This window comes from Streptomyces sp. NPDC093221 (assembly GCF_044753885.1).
GTDB lineage: Bacteria > Actinomycetota > Actinomycetes > Streptomycetales > Streptomycetaceae > Actinacidiphila.
In genome coordinates, this window is the sequence record NZ_JBIVOA010000001.1 from 941,271 (window position 1) to 956,646 (window position 15,376).

A 15,376-nucleotide genomic window follows, 5' to 3' on the forward strand; every position below is an offset into this window, starting at 1 on the left:
GACCTTGCGGACGCGGCCTAGGCCGGGGCCAGGGCCTCGGGGAGCGGCGCGGTGTGCAGCACCGCGAGGCCGGAGACGGCCCGGGTGAGGCAGACGTACAGGCGTCGCAGGCCGGTGCGGACGTCGGGCTCGGCGGCCACGATGTCCGAGGGCTCGTCGAGCACGACGTAGTCGTACTCCAGGCCCTTGGCCAGGGACGCGGGCACCAGCGTGACGCGGGCCTCGGCGGAGGTCTCCTCACCGGGCGAGACGTACTGGATTCCGGCGGCCTCAAGTGCCGTGGCCAGTACGGGAATCCGCGGGTCGGCGGCGATCAGGCCGACGGACCCCTCGTGCCGGAGCGCCGTGTCGCAGGCCGCGAGCACGGCCGCGTCCAGCGCGCCGGCGGCGACGGCCCGTACCGACATCGTGCCGGCCGCCTCACGGACGGACGTGGCGGGCGCGAGGCCCGGCGCGATCTGCGGCAGCAGCCGCGTGGCGTACGCGATCACCTCGCGCGGCACACGGAAACCGGCCGTCAACTCCTCGACGCGGGCGTCCGGCTTGCCGAGATGGCCCAGCGCCTCGGCCCACGAGCCGGTGGCCCAGGGCGTGGTGCCCTGCGCGAGGTCGCCGAGCACGGTCGCGGACCCGGTCGAGCAGCGCCGCCCCACCGCGCGGTACTGCATCGGCGACAGATCCTGCGCCTCGTCCAGCACCACATGCCCGAGCGACGACGTCCGCTGCACGAGGTCGTACGCCTCGTCGATCAACACCGCGTCGGCGGCTGACCACTTGGCCGACGCGAGCCCCCGCGCGGGCTTCGCCCACAGGATCGTCCGCTGCTCCTCGGCGTCCAGCACCCCGTCCGCCGCCTCGGCCAGGAACTCCGGGTCCGACAGCAGCCGCAGCACCGTCTTGGCCGGATCGACCGCGGGCCAGCACGCCTTGACGGCCGCCTTCACGGCGGGAGTTCGCGCCACCGCGTCCTGCACGCGGTCGTCCGGCGCCTCGCCCGAGCGCTCCATCTGTACGAGGACGACGTGCGCGATCCGCTGCGGCAGCGCGTCGTGCGCGGCGCCGTACCGGATGTCGCGGGCCGCCAACTCCTTGACGATCTCCTCCAGTTCGTACGCCGGGACCCGCCAGCGCCGCGAGCCGCGCACCACCATCACCGGCTCGGTGGGCATCCGGATGCCGGACCGCACCGCCCGTCGCAGCACCTCCGCCATCCGCGCGTCGCCCTTGACCGTGGCCGCCGCCGCCGAGTCGGTGCCGCGCACCTCGACATGGGCCACCAGGTCGTCCACGGTGGCCTGCTTGACCTGCAACTCGCCCAGCGCGGGCAGCACTTGCTCGATGTACTGGAGGAAGGACCGGTTCGGCCCGATCACCAGCGTGCCGGTCCGCGCCAGCCGCTCGCGGTGCGCGTAGAGCAGATACGCGACCCGGTGCAGGCCGACAGCGGTCTTCCCGGTGCCGGGCGCGCCCTGCACACAGACGCTGCCGGTGATGTCGGCGCGGACGATCTCGTCCTGCTCGGGCTGGATGGTGGCGACGATGTCGCGCATGGGGCCGACGCGGGGCCGTTCGATCTCGCTCTGGAGCAGCTTGCTCGACGTCCCCGGATCCGCCGCGCCCTCCGGCGGGTCGGTGAGGTACTCGTCCTCGTACGCGGTCAGGTCCCCGCCGGTGTAGCCGAACCTGCGGCGCAGCCGTACGTCCATCGGCTTGCGGCGCGACGCCTGGTAGAAGGGTTGCGAGACCGGCGCGCGCCAGTCGATCACCATCGGGTCGCCGTCCGCGTCGTGCACATGGCGGCGGCCGATGTAGAACTGCTCGCCGGTCGCGCCCTCGGCCAGTTCCGTGCCGGGCGCGTGCAGGTAGTCCAGGCGGCCGAAGAAGAGCGGGGTGTCGGCGAGGTCGGAGAGCGCCTTGATGCGGTCGTCGATCTCGGCGGCGAGGATCTTGGCGTTGACCCAGTTTCCCGTCACGTCCGCGATGTCGAGCGACTCCACGTCGTGCCGCATGGCGCGCAGCGCGGTACGGGACGAGGCGAGGTGGGAGCGTTCCCTGCCGAGCGGGTCGGGGGAGTGGTCGGTGCGGTCCTGCGGGCTGGGGCTGCTGCCCTGGGTCGGGACGTGCGAGGGCACGGCTTTGCCTCCGGCTGATACGAGTGCGTACGCGAGGGGTCGTCGGCGAGGCGACGAGCCGACCGGTTTCCGTCCGGCCGGCGGCACTCCCGTGGGGAGGCGGCAAGACCGGCGATCATACGCGTCCGCGCGGGGAGCCGCGAACGAATTTCACCCCCCGTTCGACCTGCGGTCGGGCGGGGCGGAGACGCGGCCCGGGGGCCCGGGGGAGCCGCAGGTCGTAGGGCCTCAGGGTGACCCTGATACCCGGGTCAGGGTCCGGTGTCAGACCAGAGTCGGACACGGAGCGTGCGAGTTAAGCCCTGAGCCCGATGTAGGCCGTATGCCTGATTTCGTACGGTGGATTCATGACCACCACCACCGTTTCCCCAGGTCCCACCGTCCACGGCGGCACCGCTCTCGGTGCCCGCCCCGATCACCCCCGCCACCTGCTGGGAAGCACGCTGCGCGCGGTCCGTGTCTTCGCCGTCACGGCCGTCGAAGTGGTGCTGCTCGGCAACGAGGGCAAGCGCCACTGAGCGGCGGCCCCGCGCCGCGTTGACGATCACCGGCGGGCAGGTCCACTACTGTCGCCGCGGTGACCGCTCCCGCGCTCGGCCCGGCGCGCCCCGCCGACCGTCCCGCCGACCCTCGCCGTCCCCGTAGCGCCCGCTGTCCCGGCACCACCGCGCTGGCGCTCGCCGCGCTCGCGCTCTCCCTCGCCCTCTTCGCTGCCTGGTGGCTCCGCCGCCCGGTCCCGATGGCCGACCTTCAGGTCTACCGCGCCGAAGGCGCCGCCGTCCTGGGCGGCCGGGACCTGTACGGATTCCGCGTCACACGCTGGCGGCTGCCCGCCACGTACCCGCCCTTCGCGGCCCTGCTCTTCACCCCGGTCGCCCGGCTCCCGCTGTCGGCCGCCCGCGCGGCCTGCGTCGCCGCCAATCTGGCCCTGCTGGCCGCCCTCGTCCGCCTCTCCCTGCGGCTGGCCGCGGACACCGGGACCGCCGCCGCCGACGCCGTACGGTCCCGGCGGTACGCGGTGCCCGTCCTGCTCGGCACCGCGGGCGCGCTCTGGCTCGAACCCGTCTTCCAGACGGTGGTCTTCGGGCAGATCAACCTCGCCGTCGCCGTCCTCGTCCTGTGGGACCTCACCCGCCCCGAGGGCGCGCGGGGCAAGGGTTTCGCGCTGGGCCTCGCGGCGGGCGTCAAGATCACGCCCGCGCTGCTGGCCGTGCACCTCGCGCTCACCGGCCGCCGCCGGGAGGCGGCCCGCGCCGCCGCCGGATTCGCCGCGAGCGCGGCGCTCGGGCTCGCCGTCCTGCCCGGCGCCTCGCTGGACTTCTGGACCGCCCGGCTCTACGAGACCGACCGGGTCGGCGAGGTCTGGATCGTCGACAACCAGTCCCTCCAGGGTCTGCTCGCCCGCGTCCTGCACACCCCGGCCCCCGGCCTGCTCTGGGCCGCGTCCGCCCTGGTCACCGCCGCCGCGGGACTCGCCGTCGCCGCCCGCGCCCACCGCGGCGGCCGGCCCGCGCTCGGCCTGCTCTGCGCCGCCGTCACCGCGCTGCTTATCTCGCCGGTGAGCTGGTCCCACCACTGGGTCTGGTGCGTGCCCCTCCTGGCGTTCCTGGCCACGCGCCTGTCCGCCGAAGGCCCAGGCCCAGGCCCGGACAGCGGCCCCGGCCCCGGCTCCCGTACGGCACGGTCGCGCGGCCCGCGCGCCGCCGACCTGCTCGGCCGCCGCGCCGCGCTCCTCGGGTGCGCCGCCGTCTTCTACGGCCGCAGCATGTGGCTCGTGCCGCACCAGGGCGACCGCGACCTGCGCTTCTCCTGGTGGGAACAGCCCCTCGCCGCCCCCTACCCCCTGCTCGGCCTCGCCCTGCTGGCCGGCACCGCCCTGAGTACCCGCCCACGCCGACCTGAGTACGACGCCGGATCCGGCCCGGCCGCCCGGTCCGTTGAATGGATGACATGACCAACAGCCGCCCGTACGTCCCGCAGGACCCGTACGGCCCGCCGCAGCCGCACGAGTGGCAGCACGGCGCGGGCACCCGTCCGCAGGTCCCGCAGAGCCCCGCCTACGGCCCCGCCCCCGTCATGCCTCCCTTCGTGCCCCGCTTCAGGCCGCCGGACCACGACAGCCACGCCTACGTCGCCCCGCTGATCGCCACCGTCCTCGGCGGCCCGGTCATCGCCTTCTGCGGCCTGATCGCGATGTTCTCCCCGATGGCGACGGACTCCTGCACGCCGAACGGCTGCCAGGCGCTGACCACCATGCTCCTGGTCGCCCCCGCCGTCCTCCTGCTCGCCGTCGTCGCGCTCGTCGTGTCCTGGGCCCTCCCCTGGCGCCTGCGCCACCGCACGACCCGCGCCGTCGCCTCCCTCGCCGCCCCGCTCCTCGCCGTCACCACCCTCCTGATCTACTTCCACCTCCCCGCCGCCGGCTGAGCCCCGTCGTGCGACGGGCTCCGGTCCGGCTCTGCGAACTCCAGCGTTCTGCCGATGTGCGCCAGGCGCGCGCTGTAGGAGTCGAGCAGGAACACCGACGGGGTGGAGATGGTGACGCAGACGCAGTAGCTGTGCGGCGCGGGAACGATCAGCTCCAGGACGCCGACGGGGAGCGGCGGTGTGGCCAGACCCGGTTCGAGGGTGGGGAACTGGAGGCTGCGCAGCGCCGTCGTCATGACGCCGGGCCCGCACGGAAGCTTCGCGGCGAGGACCATGTCCTCCGGGCCCTGAAGGCCCTCGCCGAGCGGGAAGCTCAACTCCTGGAGCGACCCCTCGGGTACGGCCGAGAACACCTTGCGCACCGCGGCCTGGTAGATGCCCTCCGCGGTGAAGACGCGGCTCGCGGGGGTGTGGCCGCTCGGCCGTACCGTCACCGCGACCAGGCCCATGGACAGCCGCTCGCCCCCGTCGACGTTCTCGGTGCCGATGCACATGGCGGTGAGGACGACATTCTCCCGGGCCGTCAGCAGCGGCAGTTGCTGCCGCAGGCTCTCGCCCGCCGCCTCCCGTTCTTCCTCACCGGCCTCCGGCAGCAACTCCGCCATGGCCTGGCGCCAGCCGTCGGACCCGGTGGGGTCGGGCAGTCGCACGAACTCGTCGGGGACGTGGTGGTGGAACGCGTAACGGAAGGCGGGGACGGTGTCAGGACCTGAGGCGCCCGTCCCGCGCTGCTCGGCGACGCTCATGCGGCGGTACCGAACCGCGACGGGTCCAGATGCGAGGTGAAGGCGCTGCCGGACGAGGTCAGGACCGAGGACGGGTCGAAGACGGGCCGCTGGGGGCCGCTCGCCGCAGGGGCGGGCGCGGCGGTGGTCGTGGGCGGGCTGACGTAGTTCACCAGGGGGCCGACCACCGGGATGTCACCGACCTCCCACTTCCCGTCCGTCCAACGCCCCTTGCTCCAACTGCCGTTGTGCACGTTGGAACCGATGGCGAGCGCGGCTCCCACCCAGGTGGCCCCGGTGTCGATCATCTCGCCCGCGCCCTTGAACACCCAGCCCTTGCCCGCCATGGCGAATCCGCGGGCGGTGTTCGAGACACCGCTGGGGATGCCCTTGAGACCCTTGAAGATGTTGCCGAATCTGACCTCGCCGAGCGACTTCATGAAACCGGAGGTCAGTCGCAAACTGCGCCCCGCCTCCACCAGCCCCTCACCGGCCCTGGCCAGCCGCGCGCCGCCGAGACTCACGGCACCGGCGAACACGCCGACCGCGTCCCAGGCCAGGGTCTCCCACGACACGTCCGCGCCGCCCGCCTTCGCGGCCAGATGGAAGGCGAGCGCGAGAGCCGCGACGACGAACGCCGCCATGCCGAGCCCCGATATGAAGATCGCTGCCACACCGATGACCATGGCGACGTCCGCCAGGATGTCGCCGATCAGCTTCCAGAACTCGGGGTCGCTGATCACGTCCCAGGCGCCCTCGGCGAACGCGGCCACCGCGTGCATCGCCTTGTCGAACCAGCCGGGCTCGGGCGGCGCGTCGTCCGCCGCGCCGTGGATGAGCCGCGCGGTGTCCGAAGCGGCCTGCGCGTGCTCGGACTTGAGCGCGTGGCCGCGGTCGCGGACGGCCGCCAGTTCGGTGGTGGCGGAGTCCAGGGAACTCTTCGTGGTCTTGGTGTCGCCCTCGTGCCGCTCCTTCTCCTGGTCCGTCATCCCGTCGGTGGAGGAGGGGAGCGCGTCGACCGCGGACTGCGCGGAGCTGACCCGCGCCGCGGCGTGCGCCGCGTCCGACTCCAGCCGCCGGGCCCGCGCCTGGAAACCGTCCAACTGCCGCTCCCAGGAGGTGAGAGCGCGATGCGCGGTGCTCAGCGATGTCAGCGCCTTCTGGAGATACGGCGGCACTTTCGCGTATGCCTCGGTGAACGCGTCCGCGGACTTCCCGACCCACGCACCGTCCGCGCTGCCCATCTTGCCCAGTTCGGTCTTCGCGGCGTCGCTTCCGCCGATGACCCGGCCGATGGCCAGCGTCAGGGCACGGGTCGATTCGAGATCTCCGGGTGCCGGATCAAAACCAAGGTGCGGATACGTGTCTGAAGCCATCAGTTCTCCCCCTCGAACCACGACGGTGGCCACTGAACGTTTTACGGCGGCGGCCACCGGACTCCGCTTGCCGCCAAGCGATTCCGATGCCGCGCGAGTCTGAGCCGCGCGATGCCGAGCCCGATCAGGTACACGGCGAAGAAAGCCAGCCATACGCCCGCGCCGACGAGGACGTGACGCACGGTGTATCCGGGAAAGAAGAGGACGCCCGCTATGACGACGAGCAGCACCAGGATGTTCTTCCGCACCCGTCGGCCGTAGCGAAGGCACGCGTCGACGACCATCCGCGAATGGATCAGGCGCACGTCACCCGCCGCCGACTTCGCGGGCCGCAGTCCGCGTCCCTCGACCATTCCCGGCAGCGGACCGCCCCCGGCCGGGTCGGGATACCGGGCCGCGGTCCGCGCGGCGAGATCCCCCGACTCCGGGTTCCGCCGGAAGGTCATCAGCGGCTGGTTCATCGAGCGGCTGCCGGGCGCCGGGCCCGCGTACCGGTAGCCGAACTGCTCGGCCACGTAGGCGTAAGCGGCGAGTTTCCTCAGGCCCGGAGAGGTGAGTTGCACCTCGTACTGGTCGCGTCCGGTGCTGACGGCGTCCCTCAGCGCGGTGAGCGGAGTCCTGCGTGGCATGAAGCGCTGTTCACCTCCCTCTCCCTGGCCGTCGGTCGTCGTCGGTCCTTCACCTGCCGCCCGGGCTAGGAACCGCCGTGCTCCTGGCTCTTCTTCCGCAGGTCGTCCGCGAGCTTCTGGTCCATCTTCTGGAATTCGTCGGACGCCTTGTCGGCGTATTCGGAGATCCCCTTCGTGGCCTTGGAGAGTTGCCCGAATCCGTAGTGCCACGAGTCGGCGAAATCGTCACAAGCGGAATGCAGATCGGCGTGCCCGAGCCGGCTTGCGTCGACCCGCTGCATCTCCTTGGACGCGCCCCGCATGTGCTCACCGCTGGTCTCCAGGGTCCGCGCGATCCCCTTGACCTCGTCGCCGAAGAACTTCAGAAACGACAACTGAGCCTCCGTTCCGCCGATATGCAGGACGCGAAAAGGCTATCGGAAACGGTCTAGGCCGTCTCGCCTTCCAGGAGGCCGTCGGCGTCGATGATGCGATAGGCGTAGCCCTGTTCGGCGAGGAAGCGCTGGCGGTGGGCGGCGAAGTCCTGGTCGATGGTGTCGCGGGCGACGACGGAGTAGAAGCGGGCCTCGTGGCCGTCGGCCTTGGGGCGCAGGACGCGGCCGAGGCGCTGGGCCTCCTCCTGGCGGGAGCCGAAGGTGCCGGAGACCTGGATGGCGACGGTGGCCTCGGGGAGGTCGATGGAGAAGTTGGCGACCTTGGAGACGACCAGGACGGAGATCTCGCCGTTGCGGAAGGCGCCGAAGAGCTTCTCGCGCTGGGCGTTGGTGGTCTCGCCCTTGATGACGGGGGCGTTGAGGTGCTCGCCCAACTCGTCGAGCTGGTCGATGTACTGGCCGATGACGAGGGTCTGCTGCCCCTTGTGCTGGGCGACCAGGGCCTCGGTGACGCGCCGCTTGGTGGCGGTCGTGGCGCAGTAGCGGTACTTCTCCTCGGGCTCGGCGGTCGCGTAGGCGAGCCGCTCGGAGTCGGTGAGGTTGACGCGGACCTCGACGCAGTCGGCGGGCGCGATGTAGCCCTGCGCCTCGATCTCCTTCCAGGGCGCGTCGAACCGCTTCGGGCCGATGAGGGAGAAGACGTCGGACTCGCGGCCGTCCTCGCGGACCAGCGTCGCGGTCAGGCCGAGCCGCCGCCGCGCCTGGAGGTCGGCGGTGAACTTGAAGACCGGCGCGGGCAGCAGGTGCACCTCGTCGTAGAGGATCAGGCCCCAGTCGCGGGAGTCGAACAGCTCCAGGTGCGCGTAGACGCCCTTCCGCTTGGTCGTCAGCACCTGGTACGTGGCGATGGTGACCGGCCGGATCTCCTTGCGGGTGCCGCTGTACTCGCCGATCTCCTCCTCGGTCAGCGACGTCCGCTTGATCAGCTCGCTCTTCCACTGCCGCGCCGAGACGGTGTTCGTCACCAGGATCAGCGTGGTCGCCTTGGCCTCGGCCATCGCGCCCGCGCCGACCAGCGTCTTGCCCGCGCCGCAGGGCAGCACGACGACACCGGAGCCGCCGTGCCAGAAGTTCTCCACGGCCTGCCGCTGGTACGGCCGCAGCGCCCAGCCGGTCTCGTCCAGCTCGATCGGGTGCGCCTCGCCGTCCACGTAACCGGCGAAGTCCTCGGCGGGCCAGCCGAGCTTGAGCAGCACCTGCTTGATCTGGCCGCGCTCGGAGGGGTGCACCAGCACCGTGTCCGGGTCGATCCGGGCGCCCACCAGCGGCTGGATCTTCTTCGAGCGCAGGATCTCCTCGAGGACCGGGCGGTCGGTGCTGGTCAGCACCAGGCCGTGGGTGGGGTGCTTGCTCAGCCGCAGCCGCCCGTAGCGGTCCATCGTCTCGGCCACGTCGACCAGCAGCGCGTGCGGCACCGGATAGCGCGAGTACTCGACCAGCGCGTCCACCACCTGCTCGGCGTCGTGGCCCGCCGCCCGCGCGTTCCACAGGCCGAGCGGGGTCAGCCGGTAGGTGTGGATGTGCTCGGGGGCGCGCTCCAGCTCCGCGAAGGGCGCGATGGCGCGGCGGCAGGCGTCCGCCTGCTCGTGATCGACCTCCAGGAGGAGCGTTTTGTCGCTCTGCACGATGAGACAGGACACGCATTACCTCCGCTGACGGGACCGAACAGAGAATTGTACTGCGAATGGCGGTCAAGACCGCGTGTCGCGGTTCACCCCGATGGCGGCCAACCCTGCGCGCAACCGTTCGCCATCCGAGCGAAGCTGCGCCGATCGCGTACGTGGCGACCGGCGCGTCGCACCCGACCTGCTGTTATCTGCCCGCTATGGACAACCCACTGTCTCCTCCCCCCGCGCTTCCCCCCGCAGACCCGCGTGAGCGGGGGAAGCTGCGGGCCGTAGCGGCCTCCACAGCCGTCGTCGGTGCCGCGGTCATGGCCGCGGCCGGGCTGCTGCTCCCCGGTTCGGCGGCCGGCGCGGCCCCGAGCCCGGCGGACGGGCCCTCGTACAGCGATACGGGATGGTCGTCCGCCCCCGACACCGGGTGGCCGTCGCCCGGCGAGAGCACGTCGTGCCCGCCGACGACCCCGCCGTACTCGTCACCTCCCACGACGCCTCCCACGACGCCTCCGACCTCGCCTCCCACGTCCCCGCCCACCACGCCGCCGACGACGGGCTGGACGACGCCTCCCACGTCCCCGCCCACCACGCCGCCGACGACGGGCTGGACGACGCCTCCGACGACCCCGCCGACCACGCCGCCCACCTCGCCTCCGACCACGCCCCCCACGACCCCGCCCACGACGGGCTGGACGACGCCGCCCACCACGCCGCCCACCACGCCCCCCACGACGCCCCCGACCTCCCCGCCGACCACGCCCCCCACCTCACCTCCGACGACACCCCCCACGACGCCCCCCACCACTCCGCCCACGACGGGCTGGACGACGCCCCCGACCTCCCCGCCCACGTCACCCCCGACCTCCCCGCCCACGTCACCTCCGACCTCGCCCCCCGGACACCTCCCGCACACCGGTGCGGAGACCGAGTGGCTGGCCGTCGCGGCGGCCGGAGCGCTGGGAGCGGGCGGGCTGCTCGTCGCGGCGACGCGCCGCAGGGGCCGCCACGGCTGAAGTCCCCTGCCGCCCAAGGAGATCGGCCGTCCGAGTCGTCGTGTGCGGACGGCGTACGGCGGCCGGTCGCGGGTATGCGCCGCCATGACGGTGCCTATCCGAGGGGGGCAAGGGTTCATGGCGGTGAGGATGGCGCTGTTCCGCACGGCGCCGAAGGAACCGAAGGACGGGCCGAAGGCGAAGGCGCCGAAGGCCACGGCGGACCCGGCCCCCACGGCGAAGTCCGCGGCCAAGCCCGCACGCACCCCCGTACGCAAGGCCGCGCAGCCGCGTACCAACGCCCAGGCCAGGACCCGTCAGAAGGCACCGGCGAAAGCACCCGCGAAGACGGCAGCGACGGCACGGACGACGGCTCGGGACACGGCGTCCGCCCGGACCTGGCCCTGGACGAAGGCCGCGCCCCCGGCCGCCGAGGCCGGTCCGAAGGCGACCCCGGAGCCCGAGCCGAGGCCCACGCTGAAGTCCAGGTTCGGGCCGAAGCCCAAGGCCGCGCCCGTCGTCGAGCCCGAGCCGGCCGAGGAGCCGTACGTCCCCCTGCTGCAACGCCGTTCGTGGGGCGCGACGCTCGCCCGCGTGGTGGTGCTCGCGGCGGCGATCGTCGGGATGGTGGCCTTCGCGGTGGCGCTGGCGAAGGTCACGCTGGTGCCGTCACCGGCGTCCGTCTCGCTGATCCACTCCAATCTGCATCCGGGCCACTCGATCAGGGCCTACCTCAACGGGCCGAGCACGCGCGACGCGGTGAAGCAGATCGGCGGGAACATCCTGCTCGGCGTGCCCTTCGGAATCCTGCTGCCGATGCTGTTCCCGAAGGCGCGCGGCCTGCTCAGGGTGGGCCTGCTGACCGGTCTGGTGATGCTGACGGTGGAGACCACCCAGGGCGTCATCATCGTGGGCCGGTCCTTCGACATCGACGACGTCATCCTCAACACCGCGGGCGCCCTCATCGGCTACCTGCTGCTGGGCCTGCGCCTCGGCCGCGCCCTCTACCCGCGCCGCCACCACTGGTGGCAGCGCAGGCGCCCGGACAGCGGACCGCGCCAGGACGGGCGCCGCGACGTCCGGCGGGGCCTACGGCAGGAAGGGATCGCGCGGCCGGAAGGGACCGTGCGGCCGGAAGGGACCGTGCGGGCGCGCGTCAGGCCGGGTCGTCGGCCAGCTCCGAAACGCCCGTGACCCGGTGCAGCGCGAAGGTGCGCACCTCGTCCACGGTGTGGTCGTACGCCGTCACATAGCCGCCCTCGACCCGTACCGGCGCGATCACCCGCTGACTCGCCGCGCCGTCCGCGTTGACGTAACCGATCCACAGCGACTCGCCGCTCAGCACCGCCGCCTGCATGGTGGCGAGCGTGTCGGCCGCGGGCGTACGGGGCAGGCCGCCGTCCGCGCTCCCGGCGGCGGTCGAGGACACCGCGGAGTCCGGCGAGCGGCGCACGGCGGTCGAGGCGCGGTCGCCCGCGCGGACCGCCTTCACCGCGGCCCCCAGCAGCGCCTCCGCGGGCACCGGCGGCCCGTCCGTGACGGGCGTGGGCGGCGTACGCGGCGGGGTGCGGCGGGCGTCGGCGCGGGTGATCAGCACATCGCCGTCCGCGGACTCGGCGGCGGGCGCCAGGCCCATCGCGCGCAATTTGTCGAGCAGCACGGCCGGTTCGGACTGGGCCGCGAGCACCGTCGGCGCCAGGCGGCGCAGCCCAAGGCCCGACGCGCGCCGGTCGGCGAGCAGTTCGGTCAGCAGCGCGTCGTCGTCGCAGCGCAGATACGCCGACGCGGCCCCCACCCGCAGCGTGCCGTGCCTGCGCGCCACGTCGTCGATCAGGTAACTCAGCGGCTGCGGCACCGGCGTGCGCGAGTGCGAGGTCAGGAAGTCCTGGAGCTCCGCCGCCGTGCGCCCGGCGTCCAGGGCGCGCCGTACCGACTCCGGTGTGAAGCGGTAGACCGTCGCGCCGCCCTTGGACTCGATGTCGGCCAGCACCCCGAGCGTCTCGGCGAGCGGCGCCATCAGCGGCCCCGGCGCGACCGCCGTCAGGTCGGCCTGGAGCAGTACGTGGTCCAGCGGCTCGGGCAGCAGCGGCGCGAGCAGCCCGGCCGCGGCACCGGCCGCCGCGGCGGACTCCGCCGCCGTGCGGGTCCCCGCGCCGCCCAGCAGCGGCCTGGCGTGCGCGGCGAGCGCCCCGCGCCCGGTCAGGCCCAGATTCTCGGCGTCCTGGAGCGTCCAGCGCAGCAGGTCGGCGCGGAGCGCGTCCGCGCCGGGCCGCAGCGGCCGTTCCCAGCGCAGCCGGGCCAGCAATTCGTCGGGGGCCGCCGCTGAGCCCGGCGGCAGATCGGCGAGGACGCGCAGCGCGCGGCGGCGCACCCGGGGCGCGAGCGACCGGTCGAGGTCGGGGCCGAGCGCCGACAGCGCGCGGCCCTTGGCGTCCTTGCTGCCGACCACGCCCGGCGTCCGCGTCGCCGTCAGCCAGGCGGCGGCCAGCGTCGCCCACCGCTCCTGCGCGGGCAGCAGCAGCCACTCGTCGGCCGCGGGCGTCGGCGCGTACGCCTCGTCCAGCTCGCCGTCCGTCGCGATCAGCCCGGCCGCGTAGGCCAGCTCCAGCCAGAAGGCGGCCTGCGCCTCGGTCAGGTCGAGCGCGGTCGCGGTCCGCTTGAGGTCGCGGACGCTGATGCCGCCCGCGCGCAGGACGGAAGGACCGCCGGTCTGCCACTCCTTCAGCAGTTCGCCGACCGTGCTGACGGCCGTGAACGCCTGCCCCGCCGCCGTCATGTCCACGGTCCGCTCGGTACGCGGCACCGGCGCGACGGCGGGCGGCAGCGGCTCCGGGGTACGGTGCGCCCGGCCGCCGCGCAGGCTCAGCGCGGCCTCGCGCGGCAGCAGCACATTGTGCTGGCCCGCGGGCAGCAGCAGGCCGCGGGCGAGCAGCCACTGCACGGGCGTCACCGCGTCCGCGGCCCGCACCGGCACGGTCGCGTCCCGTACCTCGCCGTACGGCGGCCCCCACACCAGCCGGTCGAGCACCTTGCGCGCGTCCCCGTCCGGCGCGGTGTCCAGCAGCGCCGCCGTGCGGTCGCGGTCCGCGAAGAGTCCGGCCAGCGCGGTGACCGCGCTCATCGGGTCGTGCGTCGGATCGAGCCCGGCGTCCGCCAGGATCTCCTGGAGCCGGGAGGGCGACATGCCCGAGGTCGCCTCGCTCACCGAGGGCCCGAGGCCGGTCGCGGACGGCACGGTGGCGGCGGGCGCCAGCACGTCCCGCGCGGTGCGCACCAGCCGCAGCCGGTCGTCGGGGCCCCACAGCAGCGCCCGCGCCCGCAGTACGTCCACGGCGCGCGGCAGCGCGGCGGTCACCGCGGCCACCAGCTCCGCGTCCAGCGGCTCCGCGTGGCCGGTGCCCTCGGGGCCGCCCGTCATCAGCGTGAGCAGCGTCCCGTACGAGCACGGGTCCCGCGTCACCGACAGGGCCTCGGCGACCTGCTGCGTGAAGCGGTCCAGGTGCTCCAGCGCGCGGACCACCGACGTACGGGTGGAGGCGCGGGTCGCGAGCTGCGTCAGGTCGTTCGGTACGGGGCTCAGCAGGTCCGGCCGGGCGCGCAGCAGCCGCCCCAGCGCCTCGTCGTCACGTGCGCGCAGGTCCTCCGCGAGCGTGCGCGGGACAGATCCTTGCCCTCCGGTCGTCATCCGTTCCACATTAGCCCCCCTCGTCGCGGCGGCCATGGATGGCGGCCGCGGATGAGGACAGCGGTGACGGCGGGCGGGTACGGTCGGTGCAGGGTCGGACACGGGCGCGGACAAAGGGGCTTGGCGGTGGGTGTCGAGAGCGACCAGATGGTGTTCGACTACCTCAGCCGGATCGGCGACCTCGCGCAGACCGCGCTGCCCGCCTCCCAGCGCATGCGGCTGGTCGCGCAGCTCCGCACCGACATCGACCGGGAGCGCAAGGACAGCGACAACCCGGCGACCGTCCGCCGCATCCTGGGCCGGATCGGCAGCCCGGACGCCGTCGTGGAGGCCGCGGCAGGCGGCTCCGGCGACGCCTCGTCCGGCGCCGCCGCCCCCGAGGTCCCGGCCCCGCCCTCGTCCCCGTCCGCGCCCGCCGGGGGCCCCTACGGCCCGTACGGCGTGCCGTCGATGCGGAAGACGGCGGGCAGGGACGGTACGGAGAAGGCCGACGGCGGCAAGGGCGGCGGCAGGGGCGGCGGCGGGGGCGCGGGAAAGAAGGACGACTGGTGGGACCGGGACGAGCGCCGCGACGGTCACCTCAGGGCCGGTGACGAACTCACGGGCCTGCCCGGTATGACCGGCGGCGTCTTCATCCCCTTCGACGACGAGGATCTGGACGACGACGGTGACACCCGGGCCAGGGTCAGGCCCGGGGCGCCGCGTGCGCCGGTCGAGGAAGAGGCCGAGGAGGAGGCCGCGTACGAGGAGGAGGTCGCCGCCCGTCCGCGCCGCCGCTGGCTGCCGCGCCGCCGCGCCGCCCGTACCGTCACCTGGGGCAGCCCGCTGCTCCTGCTCGCCGCCGCCCTTCTCGTCGCGGGCGCCGTCATCGGCTCCTGGATTCCCCTCGGCCTCGGCTGGCTCGCCGGTTATCTCTCCCGTCAACTCACCCGACGCCAGGCCAAATTCGGCATCCTCGGGATTCCCGGGGCCGCCGCCCTCGGGCTCGTCGTCTGGGTCTGGGGGCGCGACACCGGCAAATGGGGCGATCCCATCGCCCAGGGGCAGATGGGCCACGCCTTCCAGGACGCCTATCCCTTCGCGGTCCGCGTCGCCGCCGTTGGCTCCGCCCTCTACCTGATCCTCCGCGCCCGCCGCCGCGCCTAGGGCTCCGCCCCGGTACGCCCCCCTCGCGAAGGCGGGTTCTCCCCGGGGCGGGGGGCCGCTCTTTTAGGGGCGCTGCCCAGGCGGTCCCTTTCCGCTGGGCGGCGGGCCGATCTTTTAGGGGCGCGGGGAACTGCGCGCTCAGCCACGATGCTCCCGCAGGTCACCACCGGCCCCAGAGGGGCAGATCGGTTGTCGTCGGGCCACCGGCCCG

At 73.7% G+C, this 15,376-nt stretch carries 13 protein-coding genes and 1 pseudogene; 6 read left to right on the top strand and 8 right to left on the bottom strand.

All coding sequences use genetic code 11. From position 1 onward, the window contains the following. Nucleotides 1-17: 17 nt before the first annotated feature. Entirely contained in the window at nt 18-2,132 is a 2,115-nt protein-coding gene (locus ACIQCJ_RS04225; protein WP_402710638.1) for a HelD family protein, read from the bottom strand. A 347-nt stretch (nt 2,133-2,479) separates the two neighbouring features. On the opposite strand from ACIQCJ_RS04225, the gene ACIQCJ_RS04230 reads away from it, so the two are divergent. Genes ACIQCJ_RS04230 through ACIQCJ_RS04240 form a run of 3 tightly spaced genes read left to right on the top strand, consistent with a single transcriptional unit; the run spans nt 2,480 to nt 4,559 of the window. Continuing rightward, nucleotides 2,480-2,650, top strand: coding sequence for a hypothetical protein (locus tag ACIQCJ_RS04230; protein ID WP_355337380.1), 171 nt, complete (start codon nt 2,480-2,482; stop codon nt 2,648-2,650). A gap of 59 nt (nt 2,651-2,709) precedes the next feature. Beyond that, nucleotides 2,710-4,086, top strand: coding sequence for a glycosyltransferase 87 family protein (locus ACIQCJ_RS04235; protein ID WP_402710639.1), 1,377 nt, complete (start codon nt 2,710-2,712; stop codon nt 4,084-4,086). Further along, complete coding sequence (locus ACIQCJ_RS04240) at nt 4,083-4,559, top strand: hypothetical protein (protein ID WP_402710640.1); 477 nt, start codon at nt 4,083-4,085, stop codon at nt 4,557-4,559. The genes ACIQCJ_RS04235 and ACIQCJ_RS04240 overlap by 4 nt, the downstream gene beginning before the upstream one ends. On the opposite strand, the gene ACIQCJ_RS04245 is transcribed toward ACIQCJ_RS04240, so the two are convergent. From ACIQCJ_RS04245 to ACIQCJ_RS04270, 6 genes are all read right to left on the bottom strand, one after another. Beyond that, nucleotides 4,532-5,305 (bottom strand): hypothetical protein, encoded by a 774-nt coding sequence (locus tag ACIQCJ_RS04245; protein WP_402710641.1) that lies wholly within the window; start codon nt 5,303-5,305, stop codon nt 4,532-4,534. The two genes, ACIQCJ_RS04240 and ACIQCJ_RS04245, sit on opposite strands and share 28 nt — an antisense overlap. Then, on the bottom strand, nt 5,302-6,660 hold the full coding sequence (locus tag ACIQCJ_RS04250) for a putative T7SS-secreted protein (RefSeq protein WP_402710642.1): 1,359 nt from the start codon (nt 6,658-6,660) through the stop codon (nt 5,302-5,304). The genes ACIQCJ_RS04245 and ACIQCJ_RS04250 overlap by 4 nt, the downstream gene beginning before the upstream one ends. A gap of 41 nt (nt 6,661-6,701) precedes the next feature. Beyond that, a complete protein-coding gene (locus ACIQCJ_RS04255; RefSeq protein ID WP_402710643.1) occupies nt 6,702-7,289 on the bottom strand; it encodes a hypothetical protein in 588 nt (195 codons plus the stop codon). Between the two features lie 65 nt (nt 7,290-7,354). Next, the gene (locus ACIQCJ_RS04260) at nt 7,355-7,663 is read right to left on the bottom strand and encodes a hypothetical protein (RefSeq protein WP_402710644.1); all 309 of its coding nucleotides are present in this window, start codon (nt 7,661-7,663) and stop codon (nt 7,355-7,357) included. Nucleotides 7,664-7,716: 53 nt separating this feature from the next. After that, nucleotides 7,717-9,363 carry a DNA repair helicase XPB gene (locus ACIQCJ_RS04265; RefSeq protein ID WP_355337392.1) on the bottom strand — a complete coding sequence of 549 codons (1,647 nt, stop codon included), beginning with the start codon at nt 9,361-9,363 and terminating at the stop codon, nt 7,717-7,719. Nucleotides 9,364-9,535: 172 nt separating this feature from the next. Further along, on the bottom strand, nt 9,536-10,099 hold the full coding sequence (locus tag ACIQCJ_RS04270; protein ID WP_402710868.1) for a hypothetical protein: 564 nt from the start codon (nt 10,097-10,099) through the stop codon (nt 9,536-9,538). A 136-nt stretch (nt 10,100-10,235) separates the two neighbouring features. Here ACIQCJ_RS04270 and ACIQCJ_RS04275 point away from each other — a divergent pair. Together ACIQCJ_RS04275 and ACIQCJ_RS04280 are read left to right on the top strand one after the other, a co-directional pair. Next, nucleotides 10,236-10,355, top strand: a pseudogene (locus ACIQCJ_RS04275) (LPXTG cell wall anchor domain-containing protein); the annotation flags it as partial. 117 nt (nt 10,356-10,472) lie between these two features. After that, the gene (locus tag ACIQCJ_RS04280) at nt 10,473-11,528 is read left to right on the top strand and encodes a VanZ family protein (RefSeq protein ID WP_402710645.1); all 1,056 of its coding nucleotides are present in this window, start codon (nt 10,473-10,475) and stop codon (nt 11,526-11,528) included. Here the strand turns inward: ACIQCJ_RS04280 and ACIQCJ_RS04285 are convergent. After that, nucleotides 11,491-14,019, bottom strand: a complete 2,529-nt coding sequence (locus ACIQCJ_RS04285; protein ID WP_355337395.1) for a helicase C-terminal domain-containing protein — start codon at nt 14,017-14,019, stop codon at nt 11,491-11,493. The genes ACIQCJ_RS04280 and ACIQCJ_RS04285 overlap by 38 nt on opposite strands. 126 nt (nt 14,020-14,145) lie before the next feature. Here ACIQCJ_RS04285 and ACIQCJ_RS04290 point away from each other — a divergent pair, with 126 nt between their 5' ends. Continuing rightward, the gene (locus ACIQCJ_RS04290) at nt 14,146-15,165 is read left to right on the top strand and encodes a hypothetical protein (protein ID WP_402710646.1); all 1,020 of its coding nucleotides are present in this window, start codon (nt 14,146-14,148) and stop codon (nt 15,163-15,165) included. Nucleotides 15,166-15,376: the final 211 nt, after the last annotated feature.

Coding starts and splice junctions, on each gene's coding strand:
- ACIQCJ_RS04230 (WP_355337380.1), top strand. CDS start 2,480: ATGACCACCACCACCGTTTCCCCAGGTCCCACCGTCCACGGCGGCACC.
- ACIQCJ_RS04240 (WP_402710640.1), top strand. CDS start 4,083: ATGACCAACAGCCGCCCGTACGTCCCGCAGGACCCGTACGGCCCGCCG.
- ACIQCJ_RS04245 (WP_402710641.1), bottom strand. CDS start 5,305: ATGAGCGTCGCCGAGCAGCGCGGGACGGGCGCCTCAGGTCCTGACACC.
- ACIQCJ_RS04250 (WP_402710642.1), bottom strand. CDS start 6,660: ATGGCTTCAGACACGTATCCGCACCTTGGTTTTGATCCGGCACCCGGA.
- ACIQCJ_RS04255 (WP_402710643.1), bottom strand. CDS start 7,289: ATGCCACGCAGGACTCCGCTCACCGCGCTGAGGGACGCCGTCAGCACC.
- ACIQCJ_RS04280 (WP_402710645.1), top strand. CDS start 10,473: ATGGCGGTGAGGATGGCGCTGTTCCGCACGGCGCCGAAGGAACCGAAG.
- ACIQCJ_RS04285 (WP_355337395.1), bottom strand. CDS start 14,019: ATGACGACCGGAGGGCAAGGATCTGTCCCGCGCACGCTCGCGGAGGAC.